This is a genomic window from Frankia sp. RB5 (assembly GCF_059816245.1).
Window position 1 is genome coordinate 33,963 of the sequence record NZ_JCBATA010000061.1, and the last position, 14,875, is coordinate 48,837.

Sequence of the window (14,875 nt, forward strand, 5' to 3'; positions counted from 1 at the left end):
CGCCGCTGCCCGTGTCGCTCTCGCCCGCTCGCTCGCCCTCGCTCATGTGCCAGTCCCCGCCCGAGGGACCGCCCGCGGCCACACGCCTGCCCGCGGCCACGCACCGGTGCGTGCCTCCATGTGATCGCGCGGCCGTCGCCCGCCGACCCTCATCCCGCTGGTATACGCGGCTCGGGAACGGGCGGGAAGGGCTGGTTGCGGTGGTTGCGGCGCGGTCGGCGGCGAGGGTCGACGTGGGCGGGTGGGATGAAGGTGGGCCGGTGGTCGTCCTCGAAGTGGATCGTCCACTTGTCGTGGTGGACCTGCCGGTGATGGGGACCGCAGAGGAGGACGAGGTTGTGAAGCTTCGTGCCTCCTCCGTGCAACCAGTGGATGACGTGGTGGGCGTCCGTCCACTGAGGTGGCGCGTCGCATCCCGGGAACGCGCATCCGCGATCGCGGACGACGAGGGCGCGGCGCAGCGTCGGGTACACCGTGCGGGCTGCGCGTCCCACGTCGAGGGGGACGCCGCCCGGGTCGAGGACGATCCGGGTGACCTCGGCGTCGCAGGCCAGGCGAGTGAGCACGCCACGGGGCAGGGGCAGGTCCCAGTCGGTGATGGCTGGTTCGAGGCCGGCGCCCACGAGGGTTTCCCAGGGGATGATCACGCTCAGGTGGGGACGCAGCCCGCCGGAGGTGGGTAGCGACGAGCCGCTGAGCGCGCGAGTGACGAGCTCGACGAGGGCGTCGGCGCGGCGGTGCGCGGGACTGCGGGGGTCGAGACGGCCGTCGGCGGCGGGCCGGGGCGCGGCGAGGCGGTCCAGGGCCGTGCGAAGCAGCGCGGCGCCCTCGGCGTCGAGCTCGCCGCTGATCAGAGTGGTGCCGCGGACGGTGTCGGTGAAGGTGAGGCGGCGGATCTGGGCGGGGTCCGGGGAGGGACGGTCGTCCTCGTCGCCGGGCCCCCGCCGGCTGCCGCCGTCGGCGCCGCTGCCGCCGTCGGCGCCGCTGCCACCGTCGGAGCGGCTGTCGTCGTTCGGGGCGTCGCCGGGCTGGCCGGTGTGGCTGTCGGCGTGTGGATCGTCGCCGCCGGGGGAGGTGTCGACGCGGGTGAGGTGCTCGCGGATGCGGGCGGCGAGCTTCACCAGCCGATACGGGTCGAGGACGTGGGCGTGGTCGAGCAGGGTCTGCTCGGCGGTCCTGCGTTCCTCGTCGGTGATGTCCTGCGGCAGCGCGAGGAGGGCGTCGCGAATGACGTGGGCGTGCTCGACCGTGATGTCGCCACTGGCGAGCGCCCGGCCGGTGGCCTCGCAGGGGCCGTTGTGGATGGCGAGGGCGAGACCGACCTGCCGGCGGGCCTCCCGGGCAGACAGGGCGAGCTGGTCACGAATGAGGCTCGTGATGTCGACCGCGCCCACACGGGGTGGCAGGCCACGCTCCTGCGCCTCGGCGATGAGCCGGCCGCGCAACGCCGCCGTCCGTCCGCCGAGCCGGCCGGCCCTGTCGAGCAGGACGGTGAGCTGACCGTCGCTGAGCTGCCAGGGTTCGTCGCGCAGCAGGGAGTCGAACAGGCCGACGAGCGCCTCGAACCGCTGCGGCATCTCGGCTGGCTCCTCCTCCGGCGGCACACGAGCACCGTCCGCGCTGGCACCGGGATGCGCGCGGGCATTGGAGTCCCCATCCGAGGTGGGGTCGGCGATGGGGCGCGACGGGGGCGCGGACCCGGGTGTGGGGCCTGCGTTCAGGCCTGTGGAGCGACTGGGGCCGAGGCTGGCGGAGGGACCGGTGCTGAGTGCGATGGGCGGGCCGGATGAGCCGGGGGGCTCGCCGCGGGGGGCGTTGATCACCATGGAACGACCGTAGCCGGGGCAGCCCGGACTGTCGAACGTATGTTTGAATCTGTGGACAGGTCGCGTGGCCGCCGCGCGCCGCTCGGGCGGGTCGCCTAGAGCGGCCGGCAGGCGTGGGTGAGAGTCCAGACGGCGCCCGCCGCGGCCGGGACGACCGTGGGTGTCGTGACGCCCGACGGGGAGGCCTGGCCAGAGTGGAGAGGGGGCGGGCCGGTGGTGAGAGCAGTCGCGGTGGTGCTGGCGATGGTGTCGGCTCGGCGGTGGAGGAGGGTGGCGGTCAGGGGGGCGACGTCGATGCGCCAGAAGACGTCGGGTGGGCAGCGCAGGACGGTGAGCAGCACGGCGCGGATGACCGCCGGGTGGGTGACGGCGATGACATGATCCGGCTCGGCGGCCAGGCCGGCAAGCCAGCCGGCGACCCGGTCGAGCAGGTCGGTGCGGGACTCACCACCGGGCGGCGCGGCGGATGGATCCTCATGCCAGCGGCTCAGCCCGGCGACGGCGAGGTCGGCGAGTTCCCGACCTCGCCAGTCGCCCACGTCGAGGTCGCGCAGAGCCGCGTCGATCCGTACCCCGGCCTCACCGGCGCGGGCGGCGAGGCCGAGGGCTCGCGCGGTCTGGCGGGCCCGGGCCGAGCCGTCGACCAGCACCCGCGCCCGACCCGGTAGCGCTCCCGCTCCGTTCGCCGCGAGCGTGCGGGCGGCGGCCGCGGCCCGGCGCAGCCCGTCGGCGTCGAGGCCCTCGTCGTCGGCGAACCGCGCGGCCCGCGTCGCCGGAGTGGGTGCCGTACTGACCAACGCCAGCCGGACGGTACGCCGCGTGTTCACCGGGCGAGGCAATCAATCCCACCCCGTCCTGTCAACGTCTGCCCTGGTCCGCAGTGGCTGGCTATCGTCCTGGACCACGTCATGGTGGCCAGGGTGCCGCGCCGACTCCGCGCATCACCTTCCAAGGCCACGCCCCTGCCTGGTCCCGGAAGGACAGAACGTGTCCGGCTGGCGCCGTCACCACGTGTCCGGCTGGCGCCGTCACCGCCTTGGACCAGGTCGCCCCGCGGCGTCCGCCGGAACCCGTCACCGGTCCGAGGCGACCGGTCCGGCGAGGGCGGCATCGCGGGCGTCCTGCGGCCCGTCACCGCCCGGTCGCCGGCCCTGGCAGGTCCTGACCCTGGCCGCGGTGGTCCTGGCGGAGGCGGCGTCGGTGGAGGCGGCGTCGGTGGAGGTGGTATTGGGCGAGGCCGACGGTAGAAGGTCCGACGCCGGTGTCGTCGGCGGAAGTGGCCCTCGGGGCTTCAGCCGCGGGAGCAGTGAGGGGCGGGGAAGGAGGACTTCAGCGCGGACGGCGGCGAGCAGGACGCGAGGCAGGTCACGGGTCGCGGGCCAGCAGACGTAGCGAGGCTGCCAGGTCGGGTCGAACTTGGCGTTGAAGCGGTAGAGCGACTCGATCTGGAACCAGCGGGAGGCGGCCAGCAGCATCCGTCGCCACAGGCGCAGGACGGGGCTCGCGCCGATCCTTTCGCCGCGGGCGAGGATCGCGCGGAACGCGGCGAAGGTGAGGGCCACCCGGGTGACGCGCAGGCGGCGGGCGTCGCGCAACAGGGCGACGAGCATGAAGTCGACCAGGCCGCCGGCGGCGGTGCGCTCGCGGCGCATGACATCGAGGGTCAGCCCGTCACGGCCCCAGGGCAGGAAGGTGAGCAGGCCGCGCAGCCGGCCGTCCTGGAAGGCACGGACGACGACGCAGTCGGGGTCCTCGGCGGCGCCGACGCGGCCGAGGGTCGTGGCGCAGCCGCCCGCGCCGCCGCGGGAATGCCAGGCGGCGGCCCGCTCCGCGAGCATCGCCCGCTCGTCGGCGGTCAGGTCGGCGATCCGGTCGACGCGGGCGGTGTAGCCGGCGCGTTCGACCCGTCCGACGGCCTGCCGGACGCCGCGCATCGACCGGCCGTCGAGACTGAACGTGTCGACGCGGACGACGGCCTCGTCGCCGAGTTCCAGCACCCGCAGGCCGGCGCGCTGCCAGGCCCGCCCGCCGTCCGGCCCGCAGCCGACCGCCGCCGGCACCCAGGCGTGGGCGGCGGCGAGGTCGAGGAACGGGCCGATCACCTGTGGCCACGCCTCCGGATCGCCGACCGGGTCGCCGCAGGCCAGAGCGACGCCGCCGACCACCCGGTAGGTGATCGCGGCCTTGCCGGACGGAGACCACAGCACGCTGTTGTCCTGGCGCAGCGCCGCATAGCTCAGCGAGTCGCGTCCCCCGTGGCGGGTCAGCAGGGCCCGCAGCCGGTCGTCGTCGGTGTCGGTGCGGGCGCAGACGGGGCTCGCCGGGCGCAGCGCCAGATAGCCGGTCATCCCGACGGTGACGGCGCCGAGGGCGAGCAGGACGGAGCCGACCAGGTCGCCGTCGCCGTGGCCGGGCGGGAAGTGGACCGGCCCGGTGACGCCGACGAGCCCCGCCAGCACGTGCAGGAGGCGTTCGGACGTGCTGCCGGTGCCGTGCCGGAAGCGGATCAGGGACAGTCCGATGGTCAGGTCTGCGACGGCGAGGGCGCCGAGGGCGCCGAGGGCCCGCCAGCGGGTCCGCGGGTCGCCGGCGGCGTGGAAGCGGCGCCGGGTGGCGACCAGAACCGCGAACGGGACGAGGTCGAACAGCGCCTGCGGGACGGCGAAGCCGCGAGCGAGGTCGAGCAGCACCGCGGCGCCGCACAATGCCACCGCGGCCCGCCAGGCCCGCCGCTTGCGCCGGCGAAGGCCGTGGGCGAGGCCGACGAGCAGCAGGCCCGCGCCGACGCTGGTACCCGTCGCCGCGTCGGTGACGATGCCGGGGATCAGCCGGCCGATCCACGTCCAGCGCGTCGGCCGATGGCTGATCGCGGTGATGATGTCGATCAGCCCGACGAACGCGGTGAGCGTGGCGATGAGCGCCGGGCCCGGCGTCGGCAGCCGGCCCGCCGCGGCCCGGCAACGCGTTAACGGACGCCGGCGAGACCCGCCTGGACGGCCTGCGTCGCGCGACCGGCGTGGTGCCGTGGCCGGACCGGCCTGTTCGGGCGAGTCGTTCGCGGCGGTCGCTGCCGCCTCGTCCTTTTCCTTGTCGCGACGTCTCACGTCACCGTCACTCCCATGGCGCGGACCGGGGGCAGGGGTGTTCCGGTGGCCTGGCCTGAGGCTCCGCCACCGTCTCCGCCGCCGGGTTCGCGCCGCGGGCGATGACCCGTCGCCGGGCCGCCGCCGCGCCGCGCGGGAGGCCCGCGCACGGCCTCCCGATCCCGGGGCGTGTCCCGGGCAAGATCACGCGATCACCCTGGACCGGCGTACGGTACATCCCCCGATGCGGACGGCGCGCCACCGGTGCCCGCCTGTTGCCGTGATGGGGACAGACCATCGTCGCCGCCCTGGGCGCCCGCTGGCCGTGGGCTCGGCGCGCCGCTCCGCGACCTTCACCGCGGCAGCCCCGCGTGGCCGTGAAATGTCCCGGACGACCACCCGCTCGCCCGCAGGGGCGTTTCCCGGGTCTTCTTTCGGGCGGCTTCCCGGGCGTTGTCGCGCGACCCTGCCGGAGCGTTTCGGAATTCATGCGGACACCGGACTCACCGCTTTTCTTCTTGTTCGGTGATCGGAGGAGTGTTGTCGGCGGGGGATGGGAAGGGCAGCGTCCAGCCGGGAAGTTCGGCCGCAGGTGCCACGGGGAGGCGACCGGTGACGTCCGACACGTCCGTCGAAGACCAGTACGGCTCTCCGGAAAAGTCCACGGAATCCGGAGGATCAGGCTCCGGAACGGATGGGGAAAACGCGCCCGGAAAATCCGGTACCGTTGGAAGATCCGGGATGGTCGGGGCATTCCAGGCCGGGGACCGGGAGATGCGGCGGCATCTTGGGTTCGCCGGGCTGACGTTCGTCTCGCTCGGGTCGATCATCGGGTCCGGCTGGCTGCTCGGGGCGCTGACGGCCGCGCAGGCCGCGGGCCCGGCGTCGCTGATCTCCTGGGTGCTGGCGGGCGCGCTGGTCGCCGTGCTCGCGCTGGTGCACGCGGAACTGGGCGCGGCCTATCCGGTCGCGGGCGGGACGGCCCGGTACACACATGTCGTGTTCGGGTCGCTCGGCGGGTTCGTCGCCGGTTGGATGGCCTGGATCCAGGCGGTGGCACTTGCGCCCGTCGAGGTGCTGGCCGCCCTGTCCTACCTGGACAACGAATGGCCCGGCCTGGTGCACGACAACGGCACGCTCACCCGGTTCGGTATGGCGGTGGCGATCGTCGCGCTGCTGGTGTGCACAGTGGTGAACATGCTGGGTGTGCGCTGGCTGGCGCACACGAACGCGGTCACCGTCGTCTGGAAGTTCCTCATACCGACGATCACGGTGGTCGCGCTCATGGTGGTGTCGTTCCACACGGCGAACTTCAGTGCCGGCGGCGGATTCGCGCCGTATGGCGCGCGGGGGGTGTTCGCGGCGCTGCCCGCCGGGGTGGTGTTCGCGCTGCAGGGTTTCGAACAGGCGGTCCAGATGGGCGGGGAGGCCCGGGATCCGCGCCGCGACCTGCCCCGCGCCATCTTCCTCGCGACGCTGCTCGGCACGGTGCTTTACCTGATGCTGCAGGTCGCCTTTCTCGGGTCGCTCGACCCGGCCCGTCTGGTCCATGGCTGGGCCCACCCGATTGGGCCGGGCGACTTCGGCCCGTTCGCGACACTGGCGACGAACCTGGGCCTCGGCTGGCTCGCCGTGCTGCTCTACATCGACGCCGTGGTCTCCCCGGGCGGGACGGCCCTCATCTACGTGGGCACCTCGGCGCGTCTGGCGTACTCCCTCGGCCGGACCAGGTACCTGCCGCGCCAGCTGACGGCACTGGACCGCCGCGGCACGCCGGTCGTCTCCATCCTGCTGGCGTTCGCCGTCGGCCTGCTGATGATCCTGCCGTTCCCGAGCTGGCGGACCCTCGTCACGCTGATCAGTTCGTCGACGTTCGTGATGTACGCGTTCGCCCCGATCTGCCTGACCGCGCTGCGCCGCGCCGACCCCGACCGCCCCCGCCCCTACCGGATGCCCGCCGCCGGCCTCCTCGCCCCCGCCGCCTTCGCCGCCGCCAACCTGATCGTCTACTGGGCCGGCTGGCACACCGACAAGCGCCTGTTCCTCGCCATGGCCCTCGGCCTCGCCCTGTTCGCCGTCCACCAGGCGCACGTCCGGCGCACCGGCACCGCGACCCGCGACGACCTCGCCTGGCGGACCGCCCTGTGGATCATCCCGTGGCTCGGCGGCCTGGCTCTGATCTCCTGGCTCGGCCAGTTCGACGGCCGCCAGGTCATCCCGTTCTGGGCCGACCTCGCCACCGTGGTCACGTTCGCCCTCGTCATCTACGAACTCGCCGTCCGCAGCACCCTGTCCACCACCCACGTCCGCGAACTGGCCGCGATGGACAGTCCCCTTGATCTCGCGCCCGCCGGTCCGTCAGGCGGTTGAGGCGGTGGCGGGGGTGGGGGCTTCGAGGAGTTCGACGGCGTGGATGCGGGCGGCGCGGTCGGGGGCGCTGGGGGCGAGCATGAGCTCGTTGGCGCTGGTCTGCTCGGCGAGGTCGGCGAGGTAGGCGCGGGCCTGGTCGGGGGTGCCGACGGCGGTGTAGCGGGCCATGTCCCGCACCTGGGCGCCGCCGGGGGAGTCGAGGAACGCGTCGATCTCGGCGTCGGTGAACGACTCGCCGCGGGCGACCAGCGCCCGGGCCCGCTGGCGCAGGGCGGCGCGGGCCTGCTCGGCGGCCTCGTCGGCGGACTCGGCGACGATCAGGTTCGCCGCGACGATCACGTAGGGCTCCCGGTGCTCCGCGGACGGGCGGAACTCCGAGTGGTAGGCGCGCAGGGCCGCATGCAGCGCCGCGGGCGCGAAGTGCGAGGCGAACGCGTACGGAAGGCCGAGCGCGGCGGCGAGCTGGGCACCGAACAGGGACGAGCCGAGGATGTACAGCGGCACGTTCGTCCCGTCGCCCGGGGTGGCGCGCACGCCGGGGATGCGGGTCTGGCCGGTGAGATAGCCCTGCAGTTCGAGGACGTCGCGGGGAAACGCGTCGGCGGACTCGGGGCCGCGTCGCAGGGCGCGCATGGTGTTCTGATCGGAGCCGGGGGCGCGGCCGAGACCGAGGTCGATGCGGCCGGGATGAAGGCTCGCGAGAGTGCCGAACTGCTCGGCGATGAGCAGCGGGGAGTGGTTCGGCAGCATCACGCCGCCCGCGCCGAGGCGGATCGTCTCGGTGTGCGCGGCGACGTGGGCGATGATCACGCTGGTGGCGGCCGACGCGATCCGCTTCATGTTGTGGTGCTCGGCGTACCAGACGCGGTGGTAGCCGGCACGTTCGGCGGCCCGGGCGAGGGGGACCGCGCCACGCAGCGCGTCCCCCGGCCCCTCGCCGTCGGCGACCAGGGCGATATCGAGCAGCGAATAGATCATGGTGTTCGTCTCCGCGCGACGTGGGGATCGGCCTCCACTGACGAACGTAGCACTGCAAGCGGACGCACCATCCGCTTCGCTCCCCGTCTGCTCTGTCACCCCGCGGCGCAGCCGTTGGCGGCCTGGATGATCCGGGTCAGCTTCCCGTGCAGGTCCTGCAGGTCCTGCAGGTCGGCGACCTCGACGCCGAGGCGGTCGACCACTCGCACCGTCCTCTCGGCGGCGGCCCGCGACCGGATCGTCCTGACGCGGAGACCTTTCCGGGGTCGGGTCGTCGGAGGTGATCCGCTGGCCGTTCGGCGAGGGCCCGCGGCTGACTTCCCGTGGGTGGGGAGAGTGTGCAGGGGGCAGCGGCACTGTGTCGCCAACTCGGCGTGTCGTGTCCGGTTTGCCCAGGAGTTTGCGACACGGGCCTCCGCAAAGCTGCCACAACGCTGCCACGAGAAGCCGGCTCGCCGCGCGGGGACGGCGGGGTGGGCTAGGGACGGCGAGGGGCGCGCAGGAGGACGGTGACGGCGAGGGCGGCGAGGGCGGTGACGGCGGCGCCGCCGAGCAGGGCGATGCCGAGGCCGTCGACGAAGGCCGTCTGCGCGTGGGTGCGGATCGGTTCGCCGAGGTGGGCGGCGAGGCCGAAGGAGGAGCGGGCGCGGTCGGCGAGCGCCGGCGGCACGGCGTCCGGCAGCGTCAGGTGGGATCGGTAGGCCGAGCCGAGCAGGCTGCCGAGCACGGCGATGCCAAGGGCCCCACCGAGCTCGCGGGACAGGTCGTTGACGGCCGACCCGACACCTTGCATCCGCGCGGGCAGACTGTCTGTGATCGCGGTCGTGGCGGGGGTCATCGCGAGCCCCATGCCGAAGCCCAGCGGGAACAGCCCGAAGGCGACCACCAGGTACGAGCTGCCGTCGTCGAGTCGCGACAGCACCACCATCCCCGCCGTGACCAGCACCAGCCCGCTGACGCAGCAGATCCGAGACCCGACGGCGGCGACGAGGCGCGGAGCGAGCCGGGAGGACGGCATGATCCCCGCGGTCAGCGGCAGCATGCTGACCGCGGCGATGAGCGGGCTGTCACCCCGCACCAGCTGCAGGTACTGCATGATGACGAAGATCAGTCCGAAGAACGCGAAGAACTGCAGCGCGATCGACAGCGACCCCGCGGCGAACGCCGGACGGGTGAACAGCCGCGGATCCAGCAGCGGCGACGCCGTCCGCAGCTCCCAGGCGACGAACCCGACCAGCAGCACGACCCCGACACCGAGCCCGCCGAGCGTGACGGCTGACAGCCATCCGTTCTCCGGCGCCTCGATGATCGAGTAGACGAGCGCGCCGAGCCCCGCGACCGCGATGACGGCGCCGACCACGTCGATCGGCGGGCTGTTCGGGTCCGCCGTGTCGGGCACGAACCGCCAGGTCCCGGCGACGGAGACCGCCGCGAGCGCGACACCGAGGACGAACACCGCCCGCCAGGACCACTTCTCCAGCAGCAGACCCGAGGCGAGCACGCCGAGGATGGCGCTTGACCCGGCGACCGCCGTCCACACACCGACCGCCGCCGCCCGCCGTTCCCGCGGGAACGTCCCGGTGATCGTCGACAGCGTCGCCGGCATGACGAACGCCGCGCCGAGCCCGAGTACTGCCCGCAGGCCGATCAGCGTCGCCGCGCTGCCGGTGAACGGCGCCACCGCGGACGCCGCGCCGAAGACGACCAGCCCGGCGAGCAGTGCGCGGCGCCGCCCGAACCGGTCGCCGAGCGCCCCCGCCGGCAGCAGCAGCGCGGCGAAGACCAGGCTGTAGGCGTCGATGATCCAGGACAGCCGGGTCTGCGAGGCATGGGTGTCCGCCGCGATCGACGGCAGCGCGACGTTCAGCGACGACATCGCCGAGACCACCGTCGCCAGCGCCAGGCACGTCACCGCCAGCACTCGCCCGTGCCGCACCGTTGGCGGCGCGGCCGGCTGTCGAAGCGAGGACGGGGAGGGCTGTGAGGGCTGCGGGGGCTGTGCCTCGGGTGGCGTCTCGGTGGCGGAGGTGGGGGTCATGGCTGTCGTCCTTCCAGCGCGGTGAGTGGCTGGACGGACAGTGCGCCAGGCGGCTAGCGTTCTTCAACCGTGATGAATTCTTCGGCTGACGCGCCGTCGCCGTCGCCATCGCCGGGGCAGAGCTCGGAGGCACCATCGTCGGCGCGCGGTCCGGGGACGGAGCCGTCAAGGACAGAGCCGTCGGGGACGGGTCGGGGGCGGCGGCCGGGGAGGCCGGATGTGCGGGGGCAGATCCTCGCGGTCGCGCGGGAGCGGTTCCGCCGGGAGGGCTATGAATCGGTGACGATGCGTTCGCTGGCGGCGGAGGCGGGCGTCGACGCGGCGCTGATCAGCTACTACTTCGGCTCGAAGAGCGGCCTGTTCGCCGCCGTCCTGGAGTTCGCGATCAGTCCCGCAGACGAACTGGCCGTGCTGCTGCGCGGCGACCTCGAGACGCTGCCGGCGCGGGCCATCCGACGCCTGGCCGCCGCCTACGACGATCCGGAGATCGGCGCCCCGCTCATGCTGGGGATCCGCGCCGCGATCGCCGATCCCGAGCTCGGGACCCTGCTGCGGGCCGGCATTCACCACCAGCTCGTCGAGCGCCTCACCGATCGTCTGGGCGGCGCCGATGCCCGGTATCGCGCGGGCCTTTTCACCTCGCAGATGGTCGGCCTCATCGTCTCTCGCTATCTGCTGTCCGCCGAGCCGCTCGCCTCGATGCCCGTTGATGAAATAGTCCGCCTGCTCGCCCCGTCCCTGCGCACCACCCTGCTCGGCCCGCTGCCCGCCGGGGCGAGGCCGGGCGGCGGTGGCGGCAGGGCCAGTGATGTCCAAGGCAGCGGTGTCCGAGGCGGCGACGTCCGAGGCGGCGCCGCCGGGGGCGGCGGCGTGGGTGGCGGGGCGCGGCGACCGGGCGGGGGTGGCGGTCAGGCGTCCTCGAGGGCGTGGGAGCCGTAGGTGACGGGCCCGGCGGGCTCGTAGGTGGCGAGGATGATGCCGCCGCTGGTGATGGTCGAGGCGGTGAGCTTCAGCGCGGCGGACGGCAGGCCGTCGGCGAACAGCTTCACGCCCGAGCCCAGATGCAGCGGGTAGATCATCAGGCGGTACTCGTCGATGAGGTCGTGCTCGATGAGCGTGTGGGCGAGCCGGGCGGAGCCGTGGACCTGCAGCTCTCGCCCCGGCTGCCTCTTCAGCTCGGCGACGGCGGCGGCGACGTCACCCTCGAGCAGGGTCGAGCCCGACCAGCCGACGCTGGGCAGCGTGGTCGACGCGACGTACTTGGGCAGCCGGTTCAGCGGTCCGGCGATCGGGTTGTCGGGGTCGGTGATCTTCGGCCAGTACTCGGCGAAGATCTCGTAGGTCGTCCGTCCGAGCAGGAACGCGTCCGCGTTCCCGAACCAGCCGACGATCGCCGCCCCGACCTCGTCGTCCCCGTACGGGAACTCCCATCCGCCGTGCGCGAACCCGTCCCGGGCGTCCTCCTCCGGTCCGCCCGGCGCCTGCATGACGCCGTCCAGGGTGACAAATGCCTGCAGAGCGAGCCGCATGATGATCTCCTCGGGTTTCGCGGTGAACGTACCTACCACTGAGACACCGCGCTCAACCCGATCTCATCGCCGCGTGCCCGACGAGTTCACCGACGACCGGCCGCCGACGCGACCGCAGGGGGTACCGGATTGTGACGGGATCTGGCGGAGTCCGTTGCGGCCCGGTCCCGCCATCACCGCGCAAAGTGAGACGATGGCGGCTCCGGGTGGTTATGGCCCGGTTGTGGGCGGATCCGGTCGTTCTGGCGGATCGTCTGGGACGTAGGAGCAGCGGGCGTGGTCGGGGGTGACCGGTGCCGGACGGTCTGTCCTTCGGGGAGATCGGCGCGCTCGCCGCCGCGTTCCCGGAGCCTGGGGCGGCCCGGGCGGTGCTGGTCGCGGCAGGCATCCCGATCGAGCGGCTGCCGTGGAACGTGGAGAACGCGGCGACGTTCTGGGGTGAGGTCTCGGCGAACCTGTCGCACGGGATCCTGATCGGTGGCAGGGTCCGGGTACTGACGGCGGCACGGCGGATGCTGCCGGACGATCATGCGCTGGCCCAGGGGCGGACGCCGGACGACTCGCCGCTCGGGCCGGTGGCGTGGGACGTGCCGCGGGCCGTGGGGCGGTTCGTCGGGCGGGCGGACGCGGTGACGCGGCTCGACGCGGCGCTGTCCGGGTCGTCGCTGGTGGCGGTGACGGGGATGGCGGGGATCGGGAAGTCGCGGCTGGCCGTCGAGTACGCGCAGCGCCACCGCGGGGATCTGGATGTCGTCTGGTGGGTGGGGGAGAGCGGCGGGGAGCTGATCGACGAGCGGGTGCGTGACCTCGCCGGGCACGTGGATCTGGCGGGGCCGGTGGAGCGGTCCGGGCTGGCGCGGCCGGAGTGTGTGCTTCAGCAGCTGGACGCGTCCGGTACCCGGTGGCTGCTCGTGCTCGATCACGCGGCCGATCCGGCGGCGTTGCCGGAGTGGCTGATGTCCACGCTGGCGTCCAGCGAGTCGGGTCGGGTGCTGGTGACGTCGCGTAACCCGTATTGGGCGGGCGCGGGTCTCGACGGGCGCGGGGTCGCGGTGGCGGTCGGGCCGCTGGACCGGGCGGAGTCGGTGGCGCTGCTCACGGACCGGCTGCCGGCCGTCGACTGGGCGGCGGCGGAGCGGATCGCGGCGGCGCTGGAGGATCATCCGCTCGCGTTGGAACAGGCGGCGAACCGGATGGGGCGCGGACGGCTGCCCGCGGAGAGCTACCTCGCGGCTCTGGTCGAGCGGCCCACCGTCGTGCTCGGTCAGGGTGAGGCGCCTGGACGCGCCGGTGTCACGGTGGCGAAGTTGTGGAACGAGTCGATCCATGATCTGAACGCCGAGTCCCCGCCCGCCGGCGAGCTGCTCCGCCTCACCGCCCACGGGGCCGGCGGCACCCCGCTGCCGCTGCGGCTGCTCGCGGCCGACCCGCAGGCCATCCCCGACGCCCGCCTGCGCGCTGCCGCGTCAGACGACCTCGAACTGGCCGACGTCGTCGCCAACCTCGAACGATCCGGCCTCGCCCACGCCGACGGCGACGGCTGGGCGGTGACGATGCCCTCGCTCGTCCGCGAGTTCGTGCGGGCCACCGCCGACGACGCGCAGAACGCCGAGCTCACCGACGCGCTCGGCCGGATGCTGCACGCCTGCCTGCCCGAACGGGTCACCGCCAACCCGCCCGCCTGGATGGCCTGGCGTGAACTCCTCCCGCACGCCCGCGCCGTCCTCGACGCCACCCCGCCATCCGCCGACACCCCCCACACCGCCTGGCTCGCCGAACACACCGCCGCCTACCTCACCGAACAGGGCCACGCCGACGCCGCCGAACCCCTGGCCGCCCGCGCCGTCACCGCCCACGAACGCCTCGACGGACCCGACCATCCCGATACCCTCACCGCCCGCGAGACCCACATCCGCGCCGCCCTAAGCCTGGATGCACCGCCGTTTATGGCTGTCTGTTGGGGTCCCTGAACGCGGCAGTGCCCTCTGAGCTGGGAGGATGGGAGTTCTCTACGCTTCCGTCCGCCAGATCGAGAGGGCACTTCGCAGGTGCGATTGTTGCATGCGGCGTCGAGGACGCACGCGCGGTTCGACGACCCTGACCTGATCGGCTGCGCGGGGCTGGTCCCGGTGGTGCGCCTGGCCGAACGGGCGGGCCTACCCGAGCTGGTCGAGGAGTACCTGCGGCCGGTGGACCCGCTCGGCGTGAACGCCGCGGTGAAGGTCGGATGTCTGGTCGCGGGCATGGTCGCCGGGGCCGACAGCATCGAGGACATGGAGCTGCTGCGCAACGGGGCGGTCGGCGAGCTGTTCGCCGGGGTCCGTGCCCCCTCCACGCTCGGGAGCTTCCTGCGCGCCCTGGACTGGGGCAACGTCCGCCAGCTCGACAAGGTCAACCGGTTGTTCCTCACCGCCCTGGCCGAGCAGACACCACTGCTGCCGGGTGCCGCAACGTTGGCGTTCCTCGATGTCGATTCCAGCCAGCGCCGGGTGTTCGGCCCGGTGAAACAAGGCGCCGCGTTCGGCCACACGAAGATCGCGGGGAAGTCGCTGCTGGTCCGCGGCCTGAACACCCTCGAATCCCGCCACCAACTTGGTGTCACCTTTCGTCAGGCTGGAAGATTCGATGAAGCATCTCGGGAACTCGCTCAAACGATCAGTGCCCGTGAGCAGATTCTTGGTCCGGAGAATTCTCGTACCCTTGACAGTGTCGAGGAACTCGCCAGAGTCTATATTGACACGGAATGTCCAGGTGATGCGATATCGCTTCTCGACCGTGCACTGGCTAGTCGAGAGCGGCAGTTCGGGCCTGATCATCAAGCCGTGATTACATCTCGGGAGACACTGACCCTTTCCCGGCAACGAGTCGTCGCGCTGGGTGACGGTTACGGGCTGTGAGGGTCCGGCGGGTGGCTTCGGGCCGGGAGACGAGACGACGCGGGGTCCCGGTAGGAAGTAGTCCTTCCACAGATCACTTCACCGAAAGACCCCGCGTCCCGCATGAGTTTCACATACACCGCCGAGCTGCCCTTCGGCGATCACACCGTCTTCC

Annotated in this window: 10 protein-coding genes; 4 read left to right on the forward strand and 6 right to left on the reverse strand. The window is 73.0% G+C overall.

The window, feature by feature from the left end; genetic code table 11:
- Positions 1 to 149: 149 nt before the first annotated feature.
- The 3 genes from AC6EXY_RS25980 to AC6EXY_RS25990 form a co-directional block, all read right to left on the reverse strand.
- Positions 150 to 1,577, reverse strand: coding sequence for an HNH endonuclease signature motif containing protein (locus AC6EXY_RS25980; protein WP_499818381.1), 1,428 nt, complete (start codon positions 1,575 to 1,577; stop codon positions 150 to 152).
- 344 nt (positions 1,578 to 1,921) lie between these two features.
- Positions 1,922 to 2,653: a histidine phosphatase family protein gene (locus AC6EXY_RS25985; RefSeq protein ID WP_101830947.1), complete on the reverse strand. Its 732-nt coding sequence runs from the start codon at positions 2,651 to 2,653 to the stop codon at positions 1,922 to 1,924.
- A 246-nt stretch (positions 2,654 to 2,899) separates the two neighbouring features.
- Positions 2,900 to 4,930, reverse strand: coding sequence for a phosphatidylglycerol lysyltransferase domain-containing protein (locus AC6EXY_RS25990; RefSeq protein WP_243407323.1), 2,031 nt, complete (start codon positions 4,928 to 4,930; stop codon positions 2,900 to 2,902).
- 720 nt (positions 4,931 to 5,650) lie between these two features.
- Here AC6EXY_RS25990 and AC6EXY_RS25995 point away from each other — a divergent pair.
- A complete protein-coding gene (locus tag AC6EXY_RS25995) occupies positions 5,651 to 7,279 on the forward strand; it encodes an APC family permease (protein WP_499818382.1) in 1,629 nt (542 codons plus the stop codon).
- Here the strand turns inward: AC6EXY_RS25995 and AC6EXY_RS26000 are convergent.
- Both AC6EXY_RS26000 and AC6EXY_RS26005 read right to left on the reverse strand, forming a co-directional pair.
- Positions 7,268 to 8,257 carry an LLM class flavin-dependent oxidoreductase gene (locus tag AC6EXY_RS26000; protein ID WP_101829883.1) on the reverse strand — a complete coding sequence of 330 codons (990 nt, stop codon included), beginning with the start codon at positions 8,255 to 8,257 and terminating at the stop codon, positions 7,268 to 7,270. The two genes, AC6EXY_RS25995 and AC6EXY_RS26000, sit on opposite strands and share 12 nt — an antisense overlap.
- Positions 8,258 to 8,735: 478 nt before the next feature.
- Positions 8,736 to 10,295, reverse strand: coding sequence for an MFS transporter (locus AC6EXY_RS26005; RefSeq protein ID WP_101829884.1), 1,560 nt, complete (start codon positions 10,293 to 10,295; stop codon positions 8,736 to 8,738).
- Positions 10,296 to 10,514: 219 nt separating this feature from the next.
- On the opposite strand from AC6EXY_RS26005, the gene AC6EXY_RS26010 reads away from it, so the two are divergent.
- On the forward strand, positions 10,515 to 11,234 hold the full coding sequence (locus tag AC6EXY_RS26010) for a TetR/AcrR family transcriptional regulator (protein WP_499818383.1): 720 nt from the start codon (positions 10,515 to 10,517) through the stop codon (positions 11,232 to 11,234).
- Here AC6EXY_RS26010 and AC6EXY_RS26015 read toward each other — a convergent pair.
- Positions 11,204 to 11,824 (reverse strand): dihydrofolate reductase family protein, encoded by a 621-nt coding sequence (locus AC6EXY_RS26015; RefSeq protein WP_499818384.1) that lies wholly within the window; start codon positions 11,822 to 11,824, stop codon positions 11,204 to 11,206. The two genes, AC6EXY_RS26010 and AC6EXY_RS26015, sit on opposite strands and share 31 nt — an antisense overlap.
- A gap of 293 nt (positions 11,825 to 12,117) precedes the next feature.
- On the opposite strand from AC6EXY_RS26015, the gene AC6EXY_RS26020 reads away from it, so the two are divergent.
- Positions 12,118 to 13,794, forward strand: a complete 1,677-nt coding sequence (locus AC6EXY_RS26020; RefSeq protein WP_499818385.1) for an effector-associated domain EAD1-containing protein — start codon at positions 12,118 to 12,120, stop codon at positions 13,792 to 13,794.
- Positions 13,795 to 13,881: 87 nt separating this feature from the next.
- On the forward strand, positions 13,882 to 14,721 hold the full coding sequence (locus AC6EXY_RS26025; protein ID WP_499818386.1) for a tetratricopeptide repeat protein: 840 nt from the start codon (positions 13,882 to 13,884) through the stop codon (positions 14,719 to 14,721).
- Positions 14,722 to 14,875 lie beyond the last annotated feature (154 nt).

Coding starts and splice junctions, on each gene's coding strand:
- AC6EXY_RS25980 (WP_499818381.1), bottom strand. CDS start 1,577: ATGCCGCAGCGGTTCGAGGCGCTCGTCGGCCTGTTCGACTCCCTGCTG.
- AC6EXY_RS25995 (WP_499818382.1), top strand. CDS start 5,651: ATGGTCGGGGCATTCCAGGCCGGGGACCGGGAGATGCGGCGGCATCTT.
- AC6EXY_RS26000 (WP_101829883.1), bottom strand. CDS start 8,257: ATGATCTATTCGCTGCTCGATATCGCCCTGGTCGCCGACGGCGAGGGG.
- AC6EXY_RS26005 (WP_101829884.1), bottom strand. CDS start 10,295: ATGACCCCCACCTCCGCCACCGAGACGCCACCCGAGGCACAGCCCCCG.
- AC6EXY_RS26015 (WP_499818384.1), bottom strand. CDS start 11,824: ATGCGGCTCGCTCTGCAGGCATTTGTCACCCTGGACGGCGTCATGCAG.